A 20,433-nucleotide genomic window follows, 5' to 3' on the forward strand; every position below is an offset into this window, starting at 1 on the left:
GATCAAAAACGAATGATCATGAAACGAATGATCATGAAACAAATGATCATGAAACAAATGATCAGGAAATGATTGATCACGAAACGAATGATCACGAAACGAGCGATCAAGACGATATAGAAACGAGAAAATACCTCGAGGCCGGTTGTCGGGCAGCCGGTAACGTGGAGACAGATACATGCAGAAGAAGATTCCGATGCGCACATGCATCGGCTGTGGTACAATCAAACCTAAAAAAGAACTGGTACGAATCGTACTGACGCAGGATGGAAAGGTCATTGCGGACAGGACGGGGAGGGCAGGAGGCCGCGGCGCCTACCTGTGTGATGACCCGGCCTGTCTGGAGAAGGCGCTGAAGCGAAAGAGCTTTGCCAGAGCCTTTCATATGCAGATCGGGCCTGAAGCCTGTGACCGCCTGAAGGCAGAGATAGGAGGAGACAATGCAGGATAGGATCCTGGCGCTCCTTGGTATCGCAGCCAGGGCGGGCAAGATTGTCTCCGGCGGTTTCAGCGCTGAAGAGGCAGTCAGGAGCAGGAAGGCCCGGCTTGTGATCATTGCGAAGGACGCTAAGAATAATACAATCAAAAAGTTTACTGACAAATGCAGTTTTTATAAAATTCCTGTCTGTTTTTACGGCTCAAAGGACACGCTCGGCCATGCGGTCGGGAGAGAGGACAGAGCCTGTGTCGCAGTAACGGACCGCGGACTTGCGGAAAGTATAGAAAGACTGTTCGAAGACTTGGGGAAAGGAGGCTGTGACGGAAATGAAAATCAGTGAACTGGCAGAAAAGTACGGCATCAGCCAGGGGGAAATCCTCAGGTTTTTGAGAAACAAAGGGGTCGCTGCAGAATCAGCGGATATGAAGATTGAGGAGGGCGCAGTCAAGTTGGTTTCTGACAAGTTTGAAGCGAGACACGGTGAAGAGGAAGAAAAGGTAAACAATACGCCTGCGGCGGGCAGTGACGGAAAAAAGGCTGCAGAAAACAAAGCTGCAGATAACAAGGCTGCAGATAACGGGAAAAAGCCTGTCAAAAAGAAAAAGATCATTATTGTGACCGGCGGAACTGCCCAGAGCGGCCAGCGGGGCGCTTATTCGAGCGGTTCCGGCGCGTATAATCCCGGCGGTACAGGACGCGCGGGCGCATCCAGGGGCGGAAACCGCAGCGGCGGCGGAAATGCCGGCGCTTCGGGGAACGCGAATGCCTCCAGAGGACGCCAGCAGCGCTCCGGAGGTCAGGGCTCTGCAGATAACAGGGGCACAGGAAACCGCGACGGCGCAGGCCGCGGCGGACGCCAGGGCTCCGGAAACAGCGGATCCTTTGGCCGCGGCAAAAGCCAGGCTCAGCCCGTGCGCAAGCTTGTAAAGCCCACATTCCGCCAGACTCAGATGGAAGTGGATTTCCATAAGCCGGTCCAGCCGTCCAAAAAAGCAGCGGAAGCTAAAAAAGCAGCTGAGGCTGAGGCTCTCAGGGCAGCGGAAGCTGCTGCAAGGGCAGCCGAGGAGGCAGCAAAGGCAGAGGCCGAGAAGGCAAGAGAGGCAGCGGAAGCTGCCGCTCAGGCAGAAGCGGCTGCTGCACAGCAGCAGGCGGAACAGGCTCAGCAGTCCTCCGAGACCAAAGAAGCCAGGAATGCCGGCACAGGCAGGACCGAAGGTGCCCCCAGACAGCAGCGCGGCGGCGACCGTTCCGGACGCCAGGCCTCAGATTCCAGAGGCGGACGCGGCGAAGGCTCCAGAGGCGGCCAGCGTCAGGGAACTGACGGGCGCACAGGCCGTTCCGGCGGCGAAGGCCGGGGTGACCGCGGCCAGCAGCGCCAGGGTGCCGACTCCAGAGGCGGACGCGGCGGAGCTCCCCGTCAGGGCACGGATTCCCGCGGCGGTTCCCGCCAGGGCGCGGACGCCAAGGGCGGCCGTGGAGGATCTGCTCATGGCGGAGCACGTCCCGGGCAGGGCACAGGCGCTTCCAGGTCAGACAAGGGACGCGGCAAGAATTATCAGGAGAAAGACCGCAGATCCAGAAAGGATCAGATCTATAACGAGGACGAGAAGAGCCGCAGAAACAAGAGCGGACGCTTTATCCGTCCTGAGAAGAAGGATGAGACTCCCGCGGAAGAGCAGATCAAGACTATCTTTGTTCCCGAGAAGATCTCCATCCGTGAACTGGCTGAGAGAATGCATCTGCAGGCTGCCGAGATCATCAAGAAGCTCTTCCTGCAGGGCAAGGCCATGACACCCAACAGCGAAGTCAGTTATGATGAGGCTGAGGAGATCGCGCTTGGCTACGATATCCTGTGCGAGAAAGAGCAGAAGGTCGACGTGATCGAAGAGCTGCTCCGCGAAGAGGAAGAGGACGAGGCCGAGATGGTTTCCCGTCCGCCCGTCGTCTGTGTCATGGGCCATGTCGACCACGGCAAGACCTCCCTTCTGGATGCCATCCGCAGCACAAGCGTCACCAGCAAGGAGGCCGGCGGCATCACGCAGGCCATCGGCGCTTACATGGTCTCCGTCAACGGAAGGGATATCACCTTCCTTGATACACCCGGTCATGAGGCTTTCACAGCCATGCGTATGCGCGGCGCCAATTCCACCGATATCGCCATTCTGGTCGTCGCGGCCGATGACGGTGTCATGCCGCAGACGATTGAAGCTATCAACCACGCGAAAGCAGCCGGTGTCGAGATCGTGGTCGCTGTCAACAAGATCGATAAGGACGGCGCAAATCCCGAGCGTGTCAAGCAGCAGCTCACTGAATATGAGCTGATCCCCACGGAATGGGGCGGCTCCACGGAGTTCGTCGAAGTCTCCGCAAAGACCGGAGACGGGATCGAAGACCTGCTGGAGACGATCCTTCTGACTGCGGATATCATGGAGCTCAAGGCAAATCCCGACAGAAAGGCAAGAGGCCTTGTTCTGGAAGCCATGCTCGACAAGGGCCGTGGCCCTGTGGCCAATGTCCTGGTCCAGAAGGGCACGCTGCATATCGGCGACTTTATTTCCGCGGGCGCAAGCTCCGGCAAGGTCAGGGCCATGATCGATGACAAGGGCAGAAGGGTCAAAGAGGCCACTCCTTCCCATCCTGTCGAGATCCTCGGTCTGTCCGACGTCCCCAGCGCGGGAGAAGTATTCCTTGCCCACAATGATCTGCAGACAGCCAAATCCTATGCCGAGACCTACAAGGTCCAGCGTAAGGAGGAGCTCATCGAAGAGACAAGGATGCGCATGAACCTGGACGACCTGTTCACACAGATGAAGGAAGGGACGCTCAAGGAATTCAACCTCATCCTCAAGGCGGATGTGCAGGGCTCCGTCGAAGCACTGCGTCAGAGCCTGCTCAAGCTCTCCAACGAGGAGGTCGTCGTCAAGGTCATCCACGCGGCGGTCGGCAATATCACAGAGTCCGATGTTTCCCTCGCTTCCGCTTCCAATGCCGTGATCATCGGCTTCAATGTCCGCCCGGACATGCTGGCCAAGTCCATGGCAGACCAGGAAGGGGTCGACATCCGCCTCTACAAGGTCATCTACCAGGCGATCGATGCTATCGAAGCAGCCCTCAAGGGCATGCTCGCCCCCGTCTACGAGGAGCGTGTCATCGGCCATGCCGAAGTCCGCATGCTCTTCAAGGCATCCCATGTCGGCAATATCGCCGGCTGCATGGTCCTCGACGGTGTCATCCGCCGCGGCTGCAAAGTCCGTATCCGCAGGGGTGACGAGCAGATCTTTGAAGGAAACCTCGCTTCTCTCAAGAGATTTAAGGACGACGTCAAGGAGGTCCGCGAGGGCTTTGACTGCGGTCTCGTCTTTGAGGGCTTTGACAAGATGCAGGTCGACGATATCATCGAGGCCTATGATCTTGTTGAAGTGCCGAGGGAATAATGCCTTTTGGATCAAACCTTTTGGATCAAAGCATTCAGTATCCCGGCCGGGAAATCGGTTCCCGGCCGGGATTAAGCATGTTGATAAATAAGCATGTTGATAAATAAGCATGTTGATAAATAATCATGTTGATAAAGCTGTAAAGCTGATCAGCCCCGGATAAATGATTTTTTGCGGACAAATGATTTTTTGCGGGCAAGTGATGGATAGATTTACAGATTAGAGGTCATAATCGCATTTATGAGAAAAAACAGCGTAAAGAACAGAAAAATAAATGACGAAGTCCGCCGTGTCCTGGCTCAGATCATCAGCGGCGGGATCAAGGACCCCAGGGTCAGTTCCATGACGAGCGTTCTCGCTGTCGAGGTGGCCCCTGATCTCAAGACCTGCAAGGTCTGGATCAGTGTATACGGGGATGAGGAAAAAAAGAAGGATACAATGGAAGGGTTAAAGAGCGCCTCCGGTTTTATCCGCGGCGAGCTGGCGCACAGGGTCAACCTGCGCAACACTCCTCAGCTGCAGTTCCTCCTGGATGATTCCATCGCCTACGGTGTGGAGATGTCCCGCCGGATCGACGAGGTCCGCGCCGCGGACCGCCAGGCGGAAGAGGCCAGAGGGGAGGAAATCCCTTCCTCTCAGAGTTCTGAAGAGAACGGAGGACCGGATGCGGATACTGGACGAGCTTAAAGGATGCCGTACGATCGGGATCAGCGGGCATGAGAATCCGGACGGAGACTGCGCCGGGGCCTGCCTCGCCATGGCCCTTTTTCTGAAAAAAGCCATGCCGGAGGCCAGGACAGACGTTTTTCTGGAGGAACTCAGACCGGAGCTGTACAGAAATATCCCCGGGGCGGAGAAGGTAAAGACGGATTTTACCAGCGATGTGGACAGCTACGATGCCTTTATCGTGCTTGACTCCGCCTGCGACCGCATCGCGGGAGCCGGGGATATGTTTCTCAGAGCCGCAAAAACGATCAATATAGACCACCATATCAGCAATCCCGGTTCCGCCATGGTCAATTATATTAATGGAGGATCCAGCAGTGCCTGTGAACTGGTCTATGAGGTCATCGATCAGGACTTACTGGACAGGGAGATCGCCCAGGCTCTCTATACCGGCATGGTGACAGACACAGGCTGCTTCCGCTTTTCGAATACATCGCAAAAGACCATGGAAACAGCTGGAAAACTCATCAGTTTCGGCTTTGACTTCCCCAGGATCGTCCGCGAGGTCTATTTTGAAAAGACATGGATCCAGCAGAAGGTTCTCGGGAAAGCCCTGATGAAAAGCAAAAGTATGCTCGGGGGACGATGTATCGTCAGCCGGCTGAACCAGGAGTGCATCAGGTCCCTGGGAGGCGTCGGGAAAGATGTCGAAGGGATCGTCAGCGCCCTGGTGTCCACGACCGGGGCGGACTGCTCAATTTTTGCCCATGAGAGACCTTCCGGAGAGTGGCGTGTGAGCCTGCGCTCCAACCAGTATGTCAACGTAGCGGCGATCGCGGAGGTTTACGGCGGAGGCGGTCATATCCGCGCCAGCGGCTGTACGATCGGAACTGACCGGGATATCACTTTCTGCCTGATGAAAATGGTCGAAATGGCCGGTGAACAGCTCAAAGCCATGGAGGCCTGATTTATACATTACATTTTTAACCATTACATTTAAGAAAGGTTGAATATGCATCATGGAATGCTGACGATCTATAAAGAGGCCGGATATACCTCGAGCGATGCGGTCGCCCGTCTCCGCGGGATCCTGCGGATGAGAAAGATCGGTCACACCGGGACCCTGGATCCGGACGCTCAGGGCGTCCTTCCCATGTGCCTGGGCAATGCTACCCGTATCTGTGAGCTGATCGCCGACCGGGAAAAGGAATATGTCGCCGTGATGAGACTGGGTATAAAGACTGATACCCAGGACATGAGCGGGAATGTCCTTTTCAGGATGGAAGACGATGAGATGCTTTCCCGGCTGAGTACGGAGGAACGGATCCGGTCCGCCGCCGCTTCTTTTGTCGGAGAGATCGATCAGGTCCCGCCGATGTATTCGGCGGTCAAGATCAACGGAAAACGTCTGTATGACATGGCTCGCAAGGGGATCACGGTGGAGAGGAAGCCCAGGCGGATCACCATCTACTCGATCCGGGTGGAAAAGATAGAGCCTCCGCTGGTCACCATGCGGATCTGCTGTTCCAAAGGGACCTATATCCGCACCCTCTGTGAAGATATCGGGGAGGCCCTGGGAACAGGAGCTGCCATGCAGTCTCTTCTCCGCACCCGGGTCGGACAGTTTTTCCTGGGAGAGGCCAGGACGCTTGATGAAGTCGAGCGGATCGCGAAGACCTCGCCGGAAGAGCTCCCCCTCCTGATCCGCCCTGTGGACAGCTTTTTTGAGGACCTCCCCGCCGGTATTTGCGCGGCAGATGCCCTGAGGCTCCTGAAAAACGGCAATCCCCTCACGACGGAAGACCTGAGTTTTCCGGGGTCCTCTTCTGACCCTCTGGTTCAGACCGGGGCCAGTCGGGAGAGTCAGGACAGGACCGGAGCCGGGCAGACGGAGAATGGTTTTTCTACAGCAGAGAGGTCTGCTTCGGGAGAGATCCCTCCGCGGGCACCCCTTCCGGGGCTGAATCCGGCGGACAAAGTGATCCGCGTCTATGACGACAGAGGCGTATTTTACGGTCTTTATGTCAAAAAACAAAGGCAGAACCGCTTTACCGCATACAAAATGTTTCTGCCGGAAGGATAAGATAATAAGGATAATGATAAAGGGAAGCATAATTCCTTATATGATTCCCTGAACAATACAATTCCCTGAACAATACAATTTCCTGAACAGTGCAATTCATTGAACAGGACATTTCATAAACAGGACAGACAGGTTCGGACAGGTTTTCTATGCAGATAATCAGAGATACGACAGATTTTGTAAGTCCGGGAGAGACAGCGGTTTCGATCGGAAAATTTGACGGGGTCCATCTGGGCCACCGCAGGCTTCTGGAAGAGCTCATTGATCAGAAAGAAAAAGGACTTCTGGCTACAGTGTTCACTTTCGATCCTTATCCCGAGGTCTTTTTTGGATATGGTTCGAAACAGATGCTTACGACCCTTGAGGAGAAGGAGCAGATTTTTGAGAAGATGGGGATCGACATTCTTGTGGAATTTCCCTTCAATGCCGTCTCTGCCGCCACGCCCTCGAGGGAGTTTGTGACCAGGTTTCTGTGCAGCCATCTGCGCGCCAGGTTCATAGCGGCGGGTCCCGATCTCTCTTTCGGAGACCACGGAAGCGGCAATTTCAGCCTTCTCGAGGAGCTTGCTCCGGAGTATGGTTTTACCGCGAAGAAGATCGAAAAGGTCATCATGGATGAGAACATCATCAGTTCCACCCTGATCCGCCGTCTTATCAGCACCGGAGAAGTCACTACGGCGGCCAGGTATCTCGGCGAACCTTATATGGTGCGCGGGAGGATCGTGCACGGCAAGGCCCTCGGACGGAGGATCGGGATCCCGACCCTCAACCAGGTACCGCCGGAAGATAAGCTCCTGCCGCCCTTCGGGGTCTATTATTCCGATGTCCTGATCGGGGAGAAAAAGTACTGCGGAATGACCAATATCGGCATCAAGCCTACAGTCTCGGAGGAAAAACGTGTCACGGTGGAGACCTACCTGTACGATTTCAGGGACGATATTTACGGAGAGACCGCCACTGTCCAGCTTTTGACCCACAGACGTCCGGAGATGAAGTTCGGGTCTCTGGAGGAACTCAAGAAGACCATGGAGCAGGATATCCAGGCGGGCAGGGTCTACCACGGAATCTGAGGTGCCGGCAGATTTTTTCAGATTTTTCTTTACACTTTCTGTCTGCTGTGCTATTATATATTGGTTCGTGCGTCAATATACACGGACAGGAAACTATATACCGATGCTTTGCGGATGGGTACTCCGTCCTCCGCGCGGCATCCGGTGAATGAACAAAACAGGAGGAATAACAAATGATTTCTAAAGAAAAGAAAACCGCGATCATGCAGGAATATGCCCGTAAGGAAGGCGATACCGGCTCACCCGAAGTCCAGATCGCTGTTCTGACAGAGCGCATCCGTGAGCTCACCGAGCACATCAAGAAGCATCCGAAGGATCATCATTCGGGCCGCGGCCTTCAGAAGATGGTCGGTAAGCGCAGAGGCCTTCTCGATTATGTCAAGAAGAACAACATCGAGGAGTATCGTGCACTGATCAAGAGGCTCGGCATCAGAAAGTGATTCGATGCATGCCTGCATCCTGCTGCTTATAGGGAGATCGGTTCCCGTTATGTAAGCAGGAAGAGGATGACGCATGATATGCCTGTAACGATCGGAACAGTTGCATGATCATTTGCGAACAGTTCCATAGGGCGGCAGGAGCCGGCAGTCCGGTTCCTGCCGCTTTTCACAGGTTTCCTTAGGTTTTCAAAAACCAAAAGAAGAAGAGAAGAAGCGAAGAAGCGACAAGAAGCGTAAGGAGAAGAAACATGTACAAAACTTATTCACTGGAAGTCGGCGGACGCACGCTGAGCGTCGATATCGGCAGGATCGGCAAACAGGCCGGCGGCTGCGCGTTCATGCATTACGGCGACACGACTGTGGCCTGCTTTGCAACGGCTTCCGAGAAGCCCCGCGACGGGATCGACTTTTTCCCGCTGAGCGTGGAGTATACTGAGAAATATTATTCTGTCGGCAAGATGCCCGGCGGTTTCAATAAGCGCGAGGGAAGGCCCAGCGAGAACGCTGTCCTGACCAGCCGTGTCATCGACCGTCCCATGCGTCCGCTGTTCCCCAAGGATATGCGCAATGACGTCACTCTCGAGTGCCTGGTCATGAGCGTGGATCCCGCCTGCAGGCCCGAGCTGGTCGGCATGCTGGGCGCAGCGATCGCCACCGCGATCTCCGACATTCCTTTTGACGGCCCTGTTGCCATGACCCAGATCGGTATGGTGGGCGGCGAACCCGTCATCAACCCCTCCCAGGAGCAGTGGGACAAGGGTGACCTGCGTCTGACTGTTGCCTCCAGAGAGGACAAGGTCATGATGATCGAGGCTGGCGCCAACGAGATCCCCGACGAGGAGATGATCCGCTGCATCTATATCGCTGATGAGCAGAACAAAAAGATCATCGAGTGGATCAAGGGCATCGTCGCCGAGTGCGGTAAAGAGAAGCGTGCTTATGAGAGCTGCGCGATCCCTGAGGAACTCTTTGCTGCCATCAAGGAGATCGTGCCTCCCGCCCACATGGAGGAAGCGGTCTTCACAGACGACAAGCAGGTCCGCGAGGGCAATGTCTCCGTTTTCAAGGAGAAGCTCCGCGAGGCATTTGCCGATAACGAGGAGTGGCTTGCCATCCTCGACGAGGCAGTCTACCAGTATGAGAAGAAGACTGTCCGCAAGATGATCCTCAAGGACAACAAGCGCCCTGACGGCCGCGCACTGGACCAGATCCGTCCCCTCGCCGCCGAGGTCGACATCATCCCGCGCGTCCACGGCTCCGCCATGTTCACCCGCGGCCAGACCCAGATCTGCGATGTGGTCACTCTCGCTCCCCTTTCTGACGCGCAGCGCGTCGAGGGCCTTGACCCCAACATCACAGAGAAGCGCTATGTCCACCACTACAATTTCCCGTCCTACTCTGTAGGCGAGACCAGGGTCTCCAGAGGACCCGGCCGCCGCGAGATCGGTCACGGTGCCCTGGCTGAGCGCGCGCTCATGCCTGTGCTGCCCTCCATCGACGAGTTCCCCTATGCGATCCGCGCGGTCTCCGAGACCTTCGAATCCAACGGATCCACTTCCATGGCTTCGACCTGCGCGTCCTGCATGGCCCTGATGGCAGCAGGTGTCCCGATCAAAAAGCCCGTCGCCGGCATCAGCTGCGGTCTGGTCACAGGCGAGACCGACGATGATTTTGTTCTCCTCACCGACATCCAGGGCCTCGAGGACTTCTTTGGCGACATGGATTTCAAGGTGACCGGCACAAAGGACGGCATCACCGCGATCCAGATGGATATCAAGATCCACGGCCTGACAAAGGATATCGTGACCGGCGCGATCGCCCGCTGCCGTGAGGCAAGAAACTTCATCATGGACGGCGTCATGCACGATGCCATCGAGGCACCTCGTCCTACTGTCAACGAATACGCACCGAAGATCGACTTCATGCAGATCGATCCCGAGAAGATCGGCGATGTTGTCGGCCAGCGCGGCAAGACCATCAACGAGATCATCAAGCGCACCGGTGTCCAGATCGACATCAATGACGACGGCAGCGTCTCCATCTGCGGCAGTGAGCAGAAGGGCATGGACGAAGCCAAGCGCATGATCGAGATCATCACATCTGAATTTGAAGAAGGCCAGATCCTGGAAGGCGTTGTCGTCAGCATCAAGGAATTCGGCGCCTTCATCGAGTTTGCACCCGGCAAAGAGGGTATGGTGCATATCTCCAAGATCGCTCCTCACCGCATTGAGCATGTGGAAGACGTCCTCACCCTTGGTGACAAGGTGCGCGTCGTCTGCCTCGGCAAGGACCGCATGGGCAGGCTCTCCTTCTCCATCAAGGACGCTCAGAAACCTGCCGGAGGAAACGGCGGCAGGCGCGGCAGGAGGTCCTGAGTTACAATACGATAACAAACCAAACAATACGATCACATACAGAAACGCGGATGCGGAACGGGATCTTCTGCGGAAGACTTCCTGCCCGCATCCAACGTTCTATGTCAATGAAAAGGCAGCTCCGTGGAACTGCCTTTTCGTGTGGCATGGAACAGGGAGGTTCTGTGTTCCCTGCCTGGACAGAAAAACGAAAAAAGGATTTGTAATATGGCTTCAATAAAAGAGGAAGTAGCGCGGCGGCGCACCTTTGCCATCATTTCGCACCCTGATGCCGGCAAGACGACCCTGACGGAGAAATTCCTTCTCTATGGAGGGGCCATCAATCTCGCGGGAAGCGTAAAGGGCAAGGCGACCGCCCGCCATGCAGTCTCCGACTGGATGGAGATTGAAAAACAGAGGGGAATCTCGGTCACGAGCAGCGTCCTGCAGTTTGAGTACGGCGGATGCTGTGTCAATCTGCTGGATACACCCGGCCACCAGGACTTTTCCGAGGATACCTACCGCACACTGATGGCTGCGGACTCCGCTGTCATGGTCATCGATGCGTCCAAGGGCGTAGAGGCCCAGACCAGGAAGCTGTTCCAGGTCTGTACCATGCGCCACATCCCGATCTTTACCTTCATCAACAAGATGGACAGGGATGCCCTGGATACCTTTGACCTGCTCGATGATATTGAAAAAAATCTCGGGATCGACACCTGTCCGATGAACTGGCCGATCGGGTCCGGAAAAGCCTTCCGCGGTGTTTATGAGCGGGAGACCGGCGAGGTCATTCTCTACTCCGATACGGAGAAGGGGACGAAGGAAGGTAAGCAGGAGCGCATCCCCCTGTCGGATGAGGACAGGATCCTGAACGCTATAGGAGAAGACGCTTTCGAGACTCTCTCGGGAGAAGTGGAGCTCCTGGACGGGGCAAGTGCGGCCTTTGATCTGGAGGCAGTCCGGGCGGGAATGCTGACACCTGTCTTTTTCGGATCCGCCCTCAATAATTTCGGCGTTGAGATCTTCCTGCAGAACTTCCTTACCATGGCTCTGCCTCCTTCAGCCAGAAGCTCTGACCAGGGGATGATCGATCCCGTGGAAGAGGGCTTCTCCGCCTTTGTGTTCAAGATCCAGGCCAATATGAACAAGGCCCACAGGGACAGGATTGCCTTTATGAGGATCTGTTCCGGCCGGTACGAGATCGGCATGGAGGTCAGACACGTGCAGTCCGGCAGGGTGCAGCGCCTTTCACAGCCCCAGCAGCTCATGGCCAGCGATCGCAAGATCCTCGATGAGGCCTATGCCGGGGATATCATCGGCGTCTTTGATCCGGGCCTGTATTCCATCGGAGATACCTTCTGCATGCCCAAACGCAGTTTCCGTTACGAGGGGATTCCCACCTTTGCGCCGGAGCACTTTGCCCGCGTCCGCCAGGTCGACACCATGAAGCGCGACCAGTTTGTCAAGGGCATCACCCAGATCGCCCAGGAGGGCGCGATCCAGATCTTCCAGGAGTACAACACAGGTATGGAGGAGATCATCTGCGGTGTCGTCGGCATGCTGCAGTTCGACGTCCTCAAATTCCGCTTAAAGAGCGAGTACAATGTTGAAATACTACTGGATACACTTCCCTATGAGCACATCCGCTGGATCGTGAACAAGGATATTGATGTCATGAAGATCACGGGCACGACAGATATGAAGAGGATCAGAGACCTGAAGGGCAACCCTCTGCTGCTGTTCATCAACCCCTGGTCTGTCGGAATGGTCCTGGACCGCAACGAAGGGCTGCAGCTGGAGAATTTCTCCCGCAACTGAGAAATGTCCGCGCGGAAGTCCCTGTATTGCGGCACAATGATTCCGCCCTTGAGGGAGCGTGGGAAGAATAGTTGAACTTTATTTCACAGCCTCTTTTATCCTATGCAAATTGAGGGAATTCTGTTACAATATAATTTGTTCGACAGCATCTGCCGTGGATCACAAAAATCTGCGGATGCTGGTCAGACTGGCAGGCTGTATTTGTGTTTGAGGAATGCGGCACCAGGTACACGGAACTGGTTTTGCCGGCGTGGAGGATTTTATATGGCACAGGATAAGATTGTTAACACAGTGGCAGATATCGGAACAGTCAAGATCGCGGACGATGTCGTGGCGATGATCGCGGCGTTTGCTGCCCTCGATGTAGAGGGAGTCGCCTGTATGCCCGGTGAAGTCACACGCGAAATGATCAGCAAAGGCGGTATGAAAAAGATCGCCAAGAGCGTCAAGGTCGATGTGACGAGAGAAGGGGTCAGGGCTGATCTCTCCATCATAATGGAATACGGATACAACATTCCCGCGACAAGCAGCCGGGTACAGAAAAGGGTCAAAAACGCGATCGAGGAGATGACGGGACTTGCCGTGATCGACGTGGATATCCATATCTCCGGGATCTCCATCCCGGAATAAGACCGGAGCATCCGGCCGTGATCACAGGTCCGGGAAAGACATCGGGAGGCCACAGGCACAGATATGAAGCAGAGAGCATTTAAGGAACAGGTATTCAAGCTCCTTTTCAGAGCGGATTTTAATACAAAGGAAGAACTGCTGGAGCAGGTCCCGATCTATTTTGAGAGCGGGGATCTGACTGTCGTGCCTGAGGACCGCGCCAGGATCGAAGAGAGACTGCGCGCCATCCTGGACAGGCTCCCTGAGATCGACCAGCAGATCGCCGGCAGGCTCAAAAACTGGAGACCGGAGAGGATCGGCAAGGTGGAGCGCACTGTGCTCCGCATGACAGTTTATGAACTTCAGACAGACACCGGGACTCCGACTGCCGTCGTGATCAATGACGCCATCGAGCTGGCCAGAAAGTTCGGCCAGGACGGCGCCGGCCAGTTTGTCAACGGAGTGCTGGCTGCCTTTGTTCCCTCGAATAATAAACCCGGCACTGCTAAAGCTGATACTGAAAAACCTGAAACTGAAAAATCTGAAACTGAAAAACCCGAAAAATCCTGAGGCAGACAAAATGCGCAATGTGTATTCGGTCTCCAGGATCAATGCCTACATCCGCCGCATGTTTTCAGAGGATTACCTGCTCAGGAATGTGCTGGTCCGCGGGGAAGTGAGCAACTGTAAATACCATGCTTCGGGTCATATATATTTTACGCTGAAGGACGCCTCCGGGACGTTGTCCTGCGTCATGTTCGCAGGCCGTCGAAGGGGGCTTTCTTTTCCCATGCAGAACGGGGACCAGGTGATCGCCGAGGGGACGGTCGATGTTTATGAGCGCGCGGGGAGTTATCAGCTCTACGTGGTCAGGATCGTCCGTGACGGGGTCGGAGAGCTGGCGGAGAGATTCGAGCTTCTCAAAAAGAAACTGCTGGAGCAGGGGATGTTCGATGAGTCCTATAAACAGCCCGTTCCCCGCTATATCCGTACTCTGGGAGTAGTGACAGCTTCCACAGGGGCAGCTGTGCGGGATATCATCCAGATTTCCAAAAGACGCAACCCTTATATCAGGATCATCCTCTATCCAGCCATTGTACAGGGAGACGCGGCGCCGGACAGTATTGTCCGGGGCATCCGGACGCTGGACAGGCTCGGGGTCGATGTGATCATCATCGGGCGCGGGGGAGGATCCCTGGAGGACCTGTGGGCCTTCAATGAGGAGCGGGTGGCTGAAGCTGTCTTTGAATGTATGACACCCATCATCTCCGCCGTCGGCCATGAGACGGATACGGTGATCACAGATTTTGTCGCCGACCTCCGCGCGCCTACGCCGTCAGCCGCAGCGGAGCTCGCTGTCTTTGACTACCGGCGCTTTCAGGATGATCTCGATGCTTACCGGAAAAGTCTGGACGATGCCTTTGCCCAGACAGTACTCGCTCGCAGGAACAGCCTGCGGCAGGCAGAGCGGTCCCTGCGCCACCTCTCTCCGGACGCGAGGATCCGGGATCAGCGGATGAGGACGGACCGGGCTTTTGAACAGATCGACCGCCTGATGCAGGACCGGATCGACAGCCTCCGCAGGGAGGCGATGCAGAAGGACCGGCTCGACCTCCTGATCAACGGAGCTCTGCAGGCGGCGAAAAGGCAGGTACCGGACCGGACAGATCTGGACCGCCTGATGGAGATCCGCCTGTCGGACAAAAGGCATTCTCTGGAGCTGCTGGCAGGATCCCTGGCCCATCTCTCTCCGCTGGCGAGACTCTCCGGCGGCTACGGCTTTGTGTCGGAACCGGGAGGAAAGGCAGTCCGCAGCGCCGGCCAGCTCAGACCCGGAGACAGGTTCTGCGTCCGCTTTCGCGACGGCAGTGTCGACGGCAGTGTCGACGCTGTTCATCCGTTAACCATTCTTTAAGATCAACTATTCTCCATAATTGACCGTTCTTCAAGTCCGGACCGGACAGAAAGAGTTTACAGATGAGTCAGAAGGATCTAAATTACACCGCGGCAGAGCCCTTTAATGAACAGGACCCCTTTACAGACAGCACCTTTACAGGCGGTCCATTTACAGATGCCCCTGCTGCGGGCGGCCCTTTTTTGGAAGGCCCTTTTACCCAGGGACCGGCTTCCCGGGAGGCTCCTGAACCCGGTGCTCAGGAAATATCCGGGGCGGCTGAGGAGGATCTGCCTGTGGAAGAGGCATTTGCCAGGCTCGAGCAGCTGATCCGGCGGATGGAATCGGAGGACATTTCCCTCGAGGATTCCTTCGCCTGCTATGAGCAGGGGATCCGTCTCGTGCGCTACTGCAATGAGCGGATCGACCAGGTGGAAAAGAAGGTGCAGATACTCCGGGGAGAAGGGTTTTCCCAGTCTCCGCCTGACAGCAGGGAGGGATAAGAGTGAATTCAGAGAAGAAGCTTTCGGAAGAACAGTTTTCGCAGATCATGGACGGTCTGGTGGAGGAATGTGAAGATGTCCTTCGCAGATTCCTGCCCGACCCGGACCACATGCCCTCCGGCGAGGAACCGGCGGCTACTGTCGCCTCCGCCATGCGCTACAGCACGATGGCCGGAGGCAAGAGGCTCAGACCCCTTCTGATCGCCAGGATCAGTGATCTCTACGGGGGAGACCGGCAGCTGGCGGAGCCCTTTATGGCAGCCCTGGAGATGATCCACACCTATTCGCTGGTGCATGACGATCTCCCGGCCATGGATGACGACGACTACCGCAGGGGCAGGAAGACCACCCATATCGTCTACGGTGAGGGAATGGCGGTCCTGGCAGGGGACGGGCTCCTCAATTTTGCCTATGAGACTGCCGCAGCGGCATTTGACGCGGCCGGCACTCCTGAACAGACACAGGCTGTGGTGCGGGCGCTCCGCGTCCTGATGCGCAACGCCGGCATTTACGGCATGGTGGGAGGGCAGTGCGCTGATCTCGAGGCGGAGAATTCCGGAACAGCGGTGACTCCTCAGCTTTTGGAGTACATCCACAGCCACAAGACTGCCTGCATGATCCAGAGCGGCTTTATGATCGGCGCGATCCTGGCGGGCGCCCCGCAGGAGGACATCCTCAGGCTCGAAAAAATCGGCCGCAGCATCGGGATCGCCTTCCAGATCCAGGATGACATCCTCGATGTCATCGGGGACAGCGCCGAACTGGGCAAAACTGTCGGAAGCGATGAGAAGGATGGGAAGGCGACCTATGTGACCCTTCATGGACTGGAAAAGGCCGGCAGGGATGTGCGCGCCCTCACTGAGGAAGCCATGGCAGACCTGGAGGCCCTTTCGGTCAGGGATGACTTCCTTACCGGACTGGTGCAGAAGCTCGTCTCGAGAAAAAACTGAGAAAGAAACCGGAGATCAGGCCGGAGCATCAGCTATATCAGGGAATCCATATTTAAGGAAAACTTTAAAGATTTAATTTTTTGAGAAAATAATAAACAGAATTTTTTTAAAAATAGAGATTGAGAAAGAAAGGGCGCCGCGATAATGAAAAAGAGGCTGGATGTCCTGCTGACGGAACGGGGACTGGCTCCCTCCAGGGAAAAGGCAAAGGCCCTGATCATGGCAGGCATCGTCTTTGTAGATAATCAGAAAGAGGATAAGCCCGGGACTGCGTTTCCGGAAGAAGCAGTCATCGAGGTCCGGGGCCAGGGGCTCAGGTATGTCAGCCGGGGAGGTCTGAAGCTGGAGAAAGCACTGCAGTGCTTTCCGATCAGGCTCACAGGCCGGGTCTGTATGGATATCGGCGCATCGACAGGAGGCTTCACGGACTGTATGCTCCAGAACGGCGCGGCGAAGGTCTATGCCATTGACGTTGGCTACGGGCAGCTCGACTGGAAGCTCCGTGAAGATCCCCGTGTCATCTGCATGGAAAAGACCAATTTCCGGTATGTGAAGCCGGAGGACCTGGATCCGGAATTTAGACCGGACTTCGCCAGCGTGGACGTATCCTTTATTTCTTTGTCTAAGATCCTGCCTCCTGCCGCCGCCATCCTGCCTGAAGGCGCTGAGATGGTGTGCCTGATCAAACCGCAGTTTGAAGCTGGCAGGGAGAAGGTGGGCAGGAAGGGTGTCGTCCGGGATCCCGGGGTACATGCCGAAGTCATTGAGCAGTGCCTTCGGACAGCTGAGGAGAATGGTTTTGCCGTAAAGGGGCTGACCTGGTCTCCGATCAGGGGACCTGAAGGAAATATTGAGTATCTGATGTATCTTAACCGTCAGAGCGGACAGGGAACGGCTGATGATTGTGCGGCGGATCCGGATACGATCCGGGAACTGGTGCGCAGGTCCCATGAAGAGTTATGAGGAGGACGGTTCCGGACCGGTTTAAGCCACTGTGAGTATAGAGCGTTTTTTTATCATTGCAAACAGAGACAAGGACAAAAACCAGACCTTTTCAGAACAGGTCAGGAAGTTCGTCCTGGAAAACGGGAGAGACTGCCGCATTGCTTTCACGGATGAGGAGCGCATGGAAATGCGCTATCTTTTGAGGAAAGATCTGGACGGCGTGATCGTTCTCGGCGGAGACGGGACTGTCCTGGAGGCTGCCCATCTGACAGCCGGGACCGGGACCCCTATCGTCGGGATCAATATCGGTAATCTGGGGTATCTCGCCGAGATAGAGAACAGAAACTGGCAGCAGGCCATGTACAGTGTCCTGAACGGAGATTATGAAATAGAAAACAGGATGATGCTGCAGGGTTATGTCGAGGACAGCGGGAGAACACCCTATCCAGGAGCCTCCGGGCGGGCGCTCAACGATATCGTCATCACCCGCAACCGCGGGCTTCAGGTACTGAAATTCAGAGTCTATGTGGACGGGCAGTTCCTCAACCGCTTCAGCGCGGACGGGATCATTGTCTCGACGCCGACCGGATCCACGGCCTACAGCATGTCTGCGGGGGGGCCTATTGTGGAGCCCAAAGCCAGGATGATCCTGATGACCCTGATCAGTCCGCACACGCTCAACAACAGGAGTATCGTCTTATCCGCGGATGACCATATCGTGATCGAGATGGAGCAGCCGGAACACGGGAGGATCCTGTTTGCGGAATGTGATTTTGACGGGACCGGCAATATGGGGCTCCAGGGAGGGGACCGGATCGTGATCTCTGCGGCGCCCGAACCGACCAGGCTGATCCGCCTGAGCAGGCTGAGCTTCCTGGAGACGCTCCAGAGAAAGATGTAAGCGCTCCGGAGAAAAATGTGAAAGGGGATATAAGCTGAGAATATGAAAAATAAGCGTCACGAGGCAATACTGGAGATCATACAGCAAAAGAACATTGCTACACAGGAAGAACTGCAGAAAGAATTGTGTACGCGGGGGTTTGCAGTAACACAGGCGACTGTATCACGCGATATTCGAAGGCTTCATCTCATGAAACAGCAGGTGTCAGGCGGCAGAAATATTTATGTCCTTCCGTCCGGGAAAGGGGATCAGGAGAACAGCAGGCTGATCCGTGTCCTGAGGGATTCCGTCAGGGGAGTTGACAGCGCCCAGAACATTCTGGTGATCAGAACAGATGCCGGAATGGCAATGGCTGCGGCTGCCGCGATCGACAACCTGACGATCACCGGAATACTGGGGTGTATCGCCGGAGATGATACGATCATGGCTGTCCTGCAGTCGCCGGAGGCGGCAGAGCAGGCATGTGAGAAGCTCAGACAGGATCTGCAGGATTAAAAACACCGGGATAAAAATAACGGAATAAAAATAACGGAATAAAACAAAAATCAGGATTTGCAGATAAGCACTTTCTTTACAGGTCCTAAGGAGGAATGTATGCTTCTGAGCCTTCATGTTAAAAACCTTGCCCTGATCGAGGAGGAGGAAGTGACCTTTACGGACGGCCTCAACATATTGACGGGCGAGACGGGGGCAGGAAAATCGATCATCATCGGATCCATTAATCTGGCGCTGGGCGCGCGGGCGGACAAAAATATCATCCGCACAGGAGCGGACTATGCCCTGATCGAGCTGACCTTTCAGGCGGATCATCCGCGTCAGCTCCAGAAACTGGAGGAATTCGGTCTCTTTCCGGAGGAGGACAATATCATCCTGATCAAACGCAGGATCCTTCCATCGAGGAGCATCTGCTCGATCTGCGGCGAGACAGTCCCGCTCAGACAGCTCAGGGAAGTCGGCGGGATGCTGATCGATATTTACGGCCAGCGGGAAAACCAGAGACTTCTGCAGAGAGAAGCCCAGAGAAGGACCGTGGATGAATATGGCGGCAGCGAGACCGCCTCTCTTCTGGAAGAAACCTCCAATGCTTACCACAGGTGGAAAAAGCTGTCGGACGAGTGGGACAGAGACGATATGGATGAATCCGCCCGTCTGAGAGAACTGGACCTTCTGACTTATGAGGCAGATGAGATTGAAGCGGCCGCCCTCAGAGAAGGAGAGGAGGAGGAGCTCTCCCGTGAGCAGAAAAAGCTGGGAAGCTTCCGGCGGATCTCGGAGGCGGCGGGAAATGCCTATGGCCTCACCTCCGAGGAAAGCGCCGCCTCAATGATCGGACGGGCCTGTCGGGAGATCTCCTCAGTCTCCGGGATCGACGAAGGCCTCGACAGCCTGGCAGGACAGCTGTCCGACATCGACGGTCTCCTGTCTGATTTTAACAGGAGCCTCAGGGATTATATTGAAGGACTCACCTTTGACCCCGCCAGGCTTGCGCAGATAGAAGACAGGCTTGACATTATACGCAGGTGCATGGATAAATACGGCGGATCGGTCGGGGAGATTCAGAAGGCCCTTGAAGAGCGCAGGGACAGGATTAGCTTCCTGGAAGCCTACGAGAAGCGCCGCGCCGCTCTCTCCGAAGACCTCACCGCAGCCCGCGCCGATCTGGAAAAAGCTTGTTCCACGCTGACAAAAGCAAGAGAAAAGGCGGCTCTGTCTTTCGCGGAAGCCATGAAGGAGGCGCTGCTGGAGCTGAATTTCCTGCGTGTCGAGTTCGCCATCAGGGTGGAGCCTGACCGGGACCGTCCCGGTCCTGAGGGCTGGGACCATGTTTCCATGCATATCTCCATGAACCCGGGCGAACCCCTGCGTCCTCTGGAACAGATCGCCAGCGGAGGAGAGCTCTCAAGGATCATGCTCGCCCTCAAGACAGTCTTTGCCGGAAAGGACGAGCTCTACAGCTTTGTCTTTGACGAGATCGACACAGGGATCAGCGGACAGACCGCCTGGAAGGTATCCGGCAAAATGGGAAGACTGGCCAGGGAACACCAGATCCTCTGTATCACCCATCTTCCGCAGATCGCTGCCATGCAGGACAGCCATTTCCTGATCGAAAAAAAGGCGGAGGAGGACAGCACTGCGACGCATATCCGCAGACTTTCGCCTGAAGAGAGCGACCGGGAGCTGGCAAGGCTTCTGGGGGCGGGGGAGATCACCCCGGCTGCCCTTGAAAACGCAAGAGAGATGAAGCAGACGGCCGAAATGGAGAAACACCCGGCAGTCTGACAAAAGGACAAGAGGACAGGGGTTATTTCCCCTGTCCGGTTTCT

19 protein-coding genes are annotated in these 20,433 nt (G+C 55.8%); all 19 read left to right on the forward strand.

Annotated elements, in window-relative coordinates; translation table 11 throughout:
• Nucleotides 1-178 precede the first annotated feature (178 nt).
• The 19 genes from BLT02_RS07545 to recN all read left to right on the forward strand — a co-directional run bounded on the left by BLT02_RS07545 (nucleotide 179) and on the right by recN (nucleotide 20,389).
• Nucleotides 179-451: an RNase P modulator RnpM gene (locus BLT02_RS07545; protein ID WP_092993196.1), complete on the forward strand. Its 273-nt coding sequence runs from the start codon at nucleotides 179-181 to the stop codon at nucleotides 449-451.
• Nucleotides 441-779, forward strand: coding sequence for a L7Ae/L30e/S12e/Gadd45 family ribosomal protein (locus BLT02_RS07550; RefSeq protein ID WP_092993199.1), 339 nt, complete (start codon nucleotides 441-443; stop codon nucleotides 777-779). Before BLT02_RS07545 ends, BLT02_RS07550 begins: the two co-directional genes overlap by 11 nt.
• A complete protein-coding gene (gene infB, locus BLT02_RS07555; protein WP_092993202.1) occupies nucleotides 766-3,873 on the forward strand; it encodes a translation initiation factor IF-2 in 3,108 nt (1,035 codons plus the stop codon). Before BLT02_RS07550 ends, infB begins: the two co-directional genes overlap by 14 nt.
• A gap of 240 nt (nucleotides 3,874-4,113) precedes the next feature.
• On the forward strand, nucleotides 4,114-4,560 hold the full coding sequence (rbfA, locus tag BLT02_RS07560; RefSeq protein ID WP_092993204.1) for a 30S ribosome-binding factor RbfA: 447 nt from the start codon (nucleotides 4,114-4,116) through the stop codon (nucleotides 4,558-4,560).
• On the forward strand, nucleotides 4,538-5,506 hold the full coding sequence (locus BLT02_RS17125) for a DHH family phosphoesterase (RefSeq protein WP_092993207.1): 969 nt from the start codon (nucleotides 4,538-4,540) through the stop codon (nucleotides 5,504-5,506). Before rbfA ends, BLT02_RS17125 begins: the two co-directional genes overlap by 23 nt.
• Before the next feature lie 45 nt (nucleotides 5,507-5,551).
• Complete coding sequence (gene truB / locus BLT02_RS07570) at nucleotides 5,552-6,622, forward strand: tRNA pseudouridine(55) synthase TruB (RefSeq protein WP_092993210.1); 1,071 nt, start codon at nucleotides 5,552-5,554, stop codon at nucleotides 6,620-6,622.
• A 149-nt stretch (nucleotides 6,623-6,771) separates the two neighbouring features.
• Nucleotides 6,772-7,692 (forward strand): riboflavin biosynthesis protein RibF, encoded by a 921-nt coding sequence (gene ribF / locus BLT02_RS07575; RefSeq protein WP_092993213.1) that lies wholly within the window; start codon nucleotides 6,772-6,774, stop codon nucleotides 7,690-7,692.
• 173 nt (nucleotides 7,693-7,865) lie between these two features.
• The gene (rpsO, locus tag BLT02_RS07580) at nucleotides 7,866-8,132 is read left to right on the forward strand and encodes a 30S ribosomal protein S15 (RefSeq protein ID WP_092993216.1); all 267 of its coding nucleotides are present in this window, start codon (nucleotides 7,866-7,868) and stop codon (nucleotides 8,130-8,132) included.
• Between the two features lie 248 nt (nucleotides 8,133-8,380).
• Nucleotides 8,381-10,507, forward strand: a complete 2,127-nt coding sequence (locus BLT02_RS07585; protein WP_092993219.1) for a polyribonucleotide nucleotidyltransferase — start codon at nucleotides 8,381-8,383, stop codon at nucleotides 10,505-10,507.
• 207 nt (nucleotides 10,508-10,714) lie between these two features.
• Nucleotides 10,715-12,307, forward strand: a complete 1,593-nt coding sequence (locus BLT02_RS07590; protein ID WP_092993336.1) for a peptide chain release factor 3 — start codon at nucleotides 10,715-10,717, stop codon at nucleotides 12,305-12,307.
• Between the two features lie 264 nt (nucleotides 12,308-12,571).
• Nucleotides 12,572-12,937 (forward strand): Asp23/Gls24 family envelope stress response protein, encoded by a 366-nt coding sequence (locus tag BLT02_RS07595; RefSeq protein WP_092993222.1) that lies wholly within the window; start codon nucleotides 12,572-12,574, stop codon nucleotides 12,935-12,937.
• A gap of 63 nt (nucleotides 12,938-13,000) precedes the next feature.
• Complete coding sequence (gene nusB / locus BLT02_RS07600; RefSeq protein ID WP_092993225.1) at nucleotides 13,001-13,486, forward strand: transcription antitermination factor NusB; 486 nt, start codon at nucleotides 13,001-13,003, stop codon at nucleotides 13,484-13,486.
• Between the two features lie 10 nt (nucleotides 13,487-13,496).
• Nucleotides 13,497-14,831, forward strand: coding sequence for an exodeoxyribonuclease VII large subunit (gene xseA / locus BLT02_RS07605; RefSeq protein WP_092993228.1), 1,335 nt, complete (start codon nucleotides 13,497-13,499; stop codon nucleotides 14,829-14,831).
• A 62-nt stretch (nucleotides 14,832-14,893) separates the two neighbouring features.
• The gene (gene xseB, locus BLT02_RS18215; RefSeq protein WP_092993233.1) at nucleotides 14,894-15,313 is read left to right on the forward strand and encodes an exodeoxyribonuclease VII small subunit; all 420 of its coding nucleotides are present in this window, start codon (nucleotides 14,894-14,896) and stop codon (nucleotides 15,311-15,313) included.
• Between the two features lie 2 nt (nucleotides 15,314-15,315).
• Entirely contained in the window at nucleotides 15,316-16,263 is a 948-nt protein-coding gene (locus BLT02_RS07615) for a polyprenyl synthetase family protein (protein ID WP_242869733.1), read from the forward strand.
• A 144-nt stretch (nucleotides 16,264-16,407) separates the two neighbouring features.
• Nucleotides 16,408-17,226, forward strand: a complete 819-nt coding sequence (locus tag BLT02_RS07620; RefSeq protein WP_092993236.1) for a TlyA family RNA methyltransferase — start codon at nucleotides 16,408-16,410, stop codon at nucleotides 17,224-17,226.
• A gap of 31 nt (nucleotides 17,227-17,257) precedes the next feature.
• Entirely contained in the window at nucleotides 17,258-18,109 is an 852-nt protein-coding gene (locus BLT02_RS07625) for an NAD(+)/NADH kinase (RefSeq protein ID WP_092993239.1), read from the forward strand.
• A gap of 42 nt (nucleotides 18,110-18,151) precedes the next feature.
• Nucleotides 18,152-18,604, forward strand: coding sequence for an arginine repressor (gene argR, locus BLT02_RS07630; protein ID WP_092993242.1), 453 nt, complete (start codon nucleotides 18,152-18,154; stop codon nucleotides 18,602-18,604).
• Between the two features lie 99 nt (nucleotides 18,605-18,703).
• On the forward strand, nucleotides 18,704-20,389 hold the full coding sequence (gene recN, locus BLT02_RS07635) for a DNA repair protein RecN (protein WP_092993245.1): 1,686 nt from the start codon (nucleotides 18,704-18,706) through the stop codon (nucleotides 20,387-20,389).
• The last annotated feature ends 44 nt before the right edge of the window (nucleotides 20,390-20,433 follow it).

Source organism: Sarcina sp. DSM 11001 (genome assembly GCF_900101015.1).
Lineage (GTDB): Bacteria > Bacillota > Clostridia > Lachnospirales > Lachnospiraceae > CAG-791.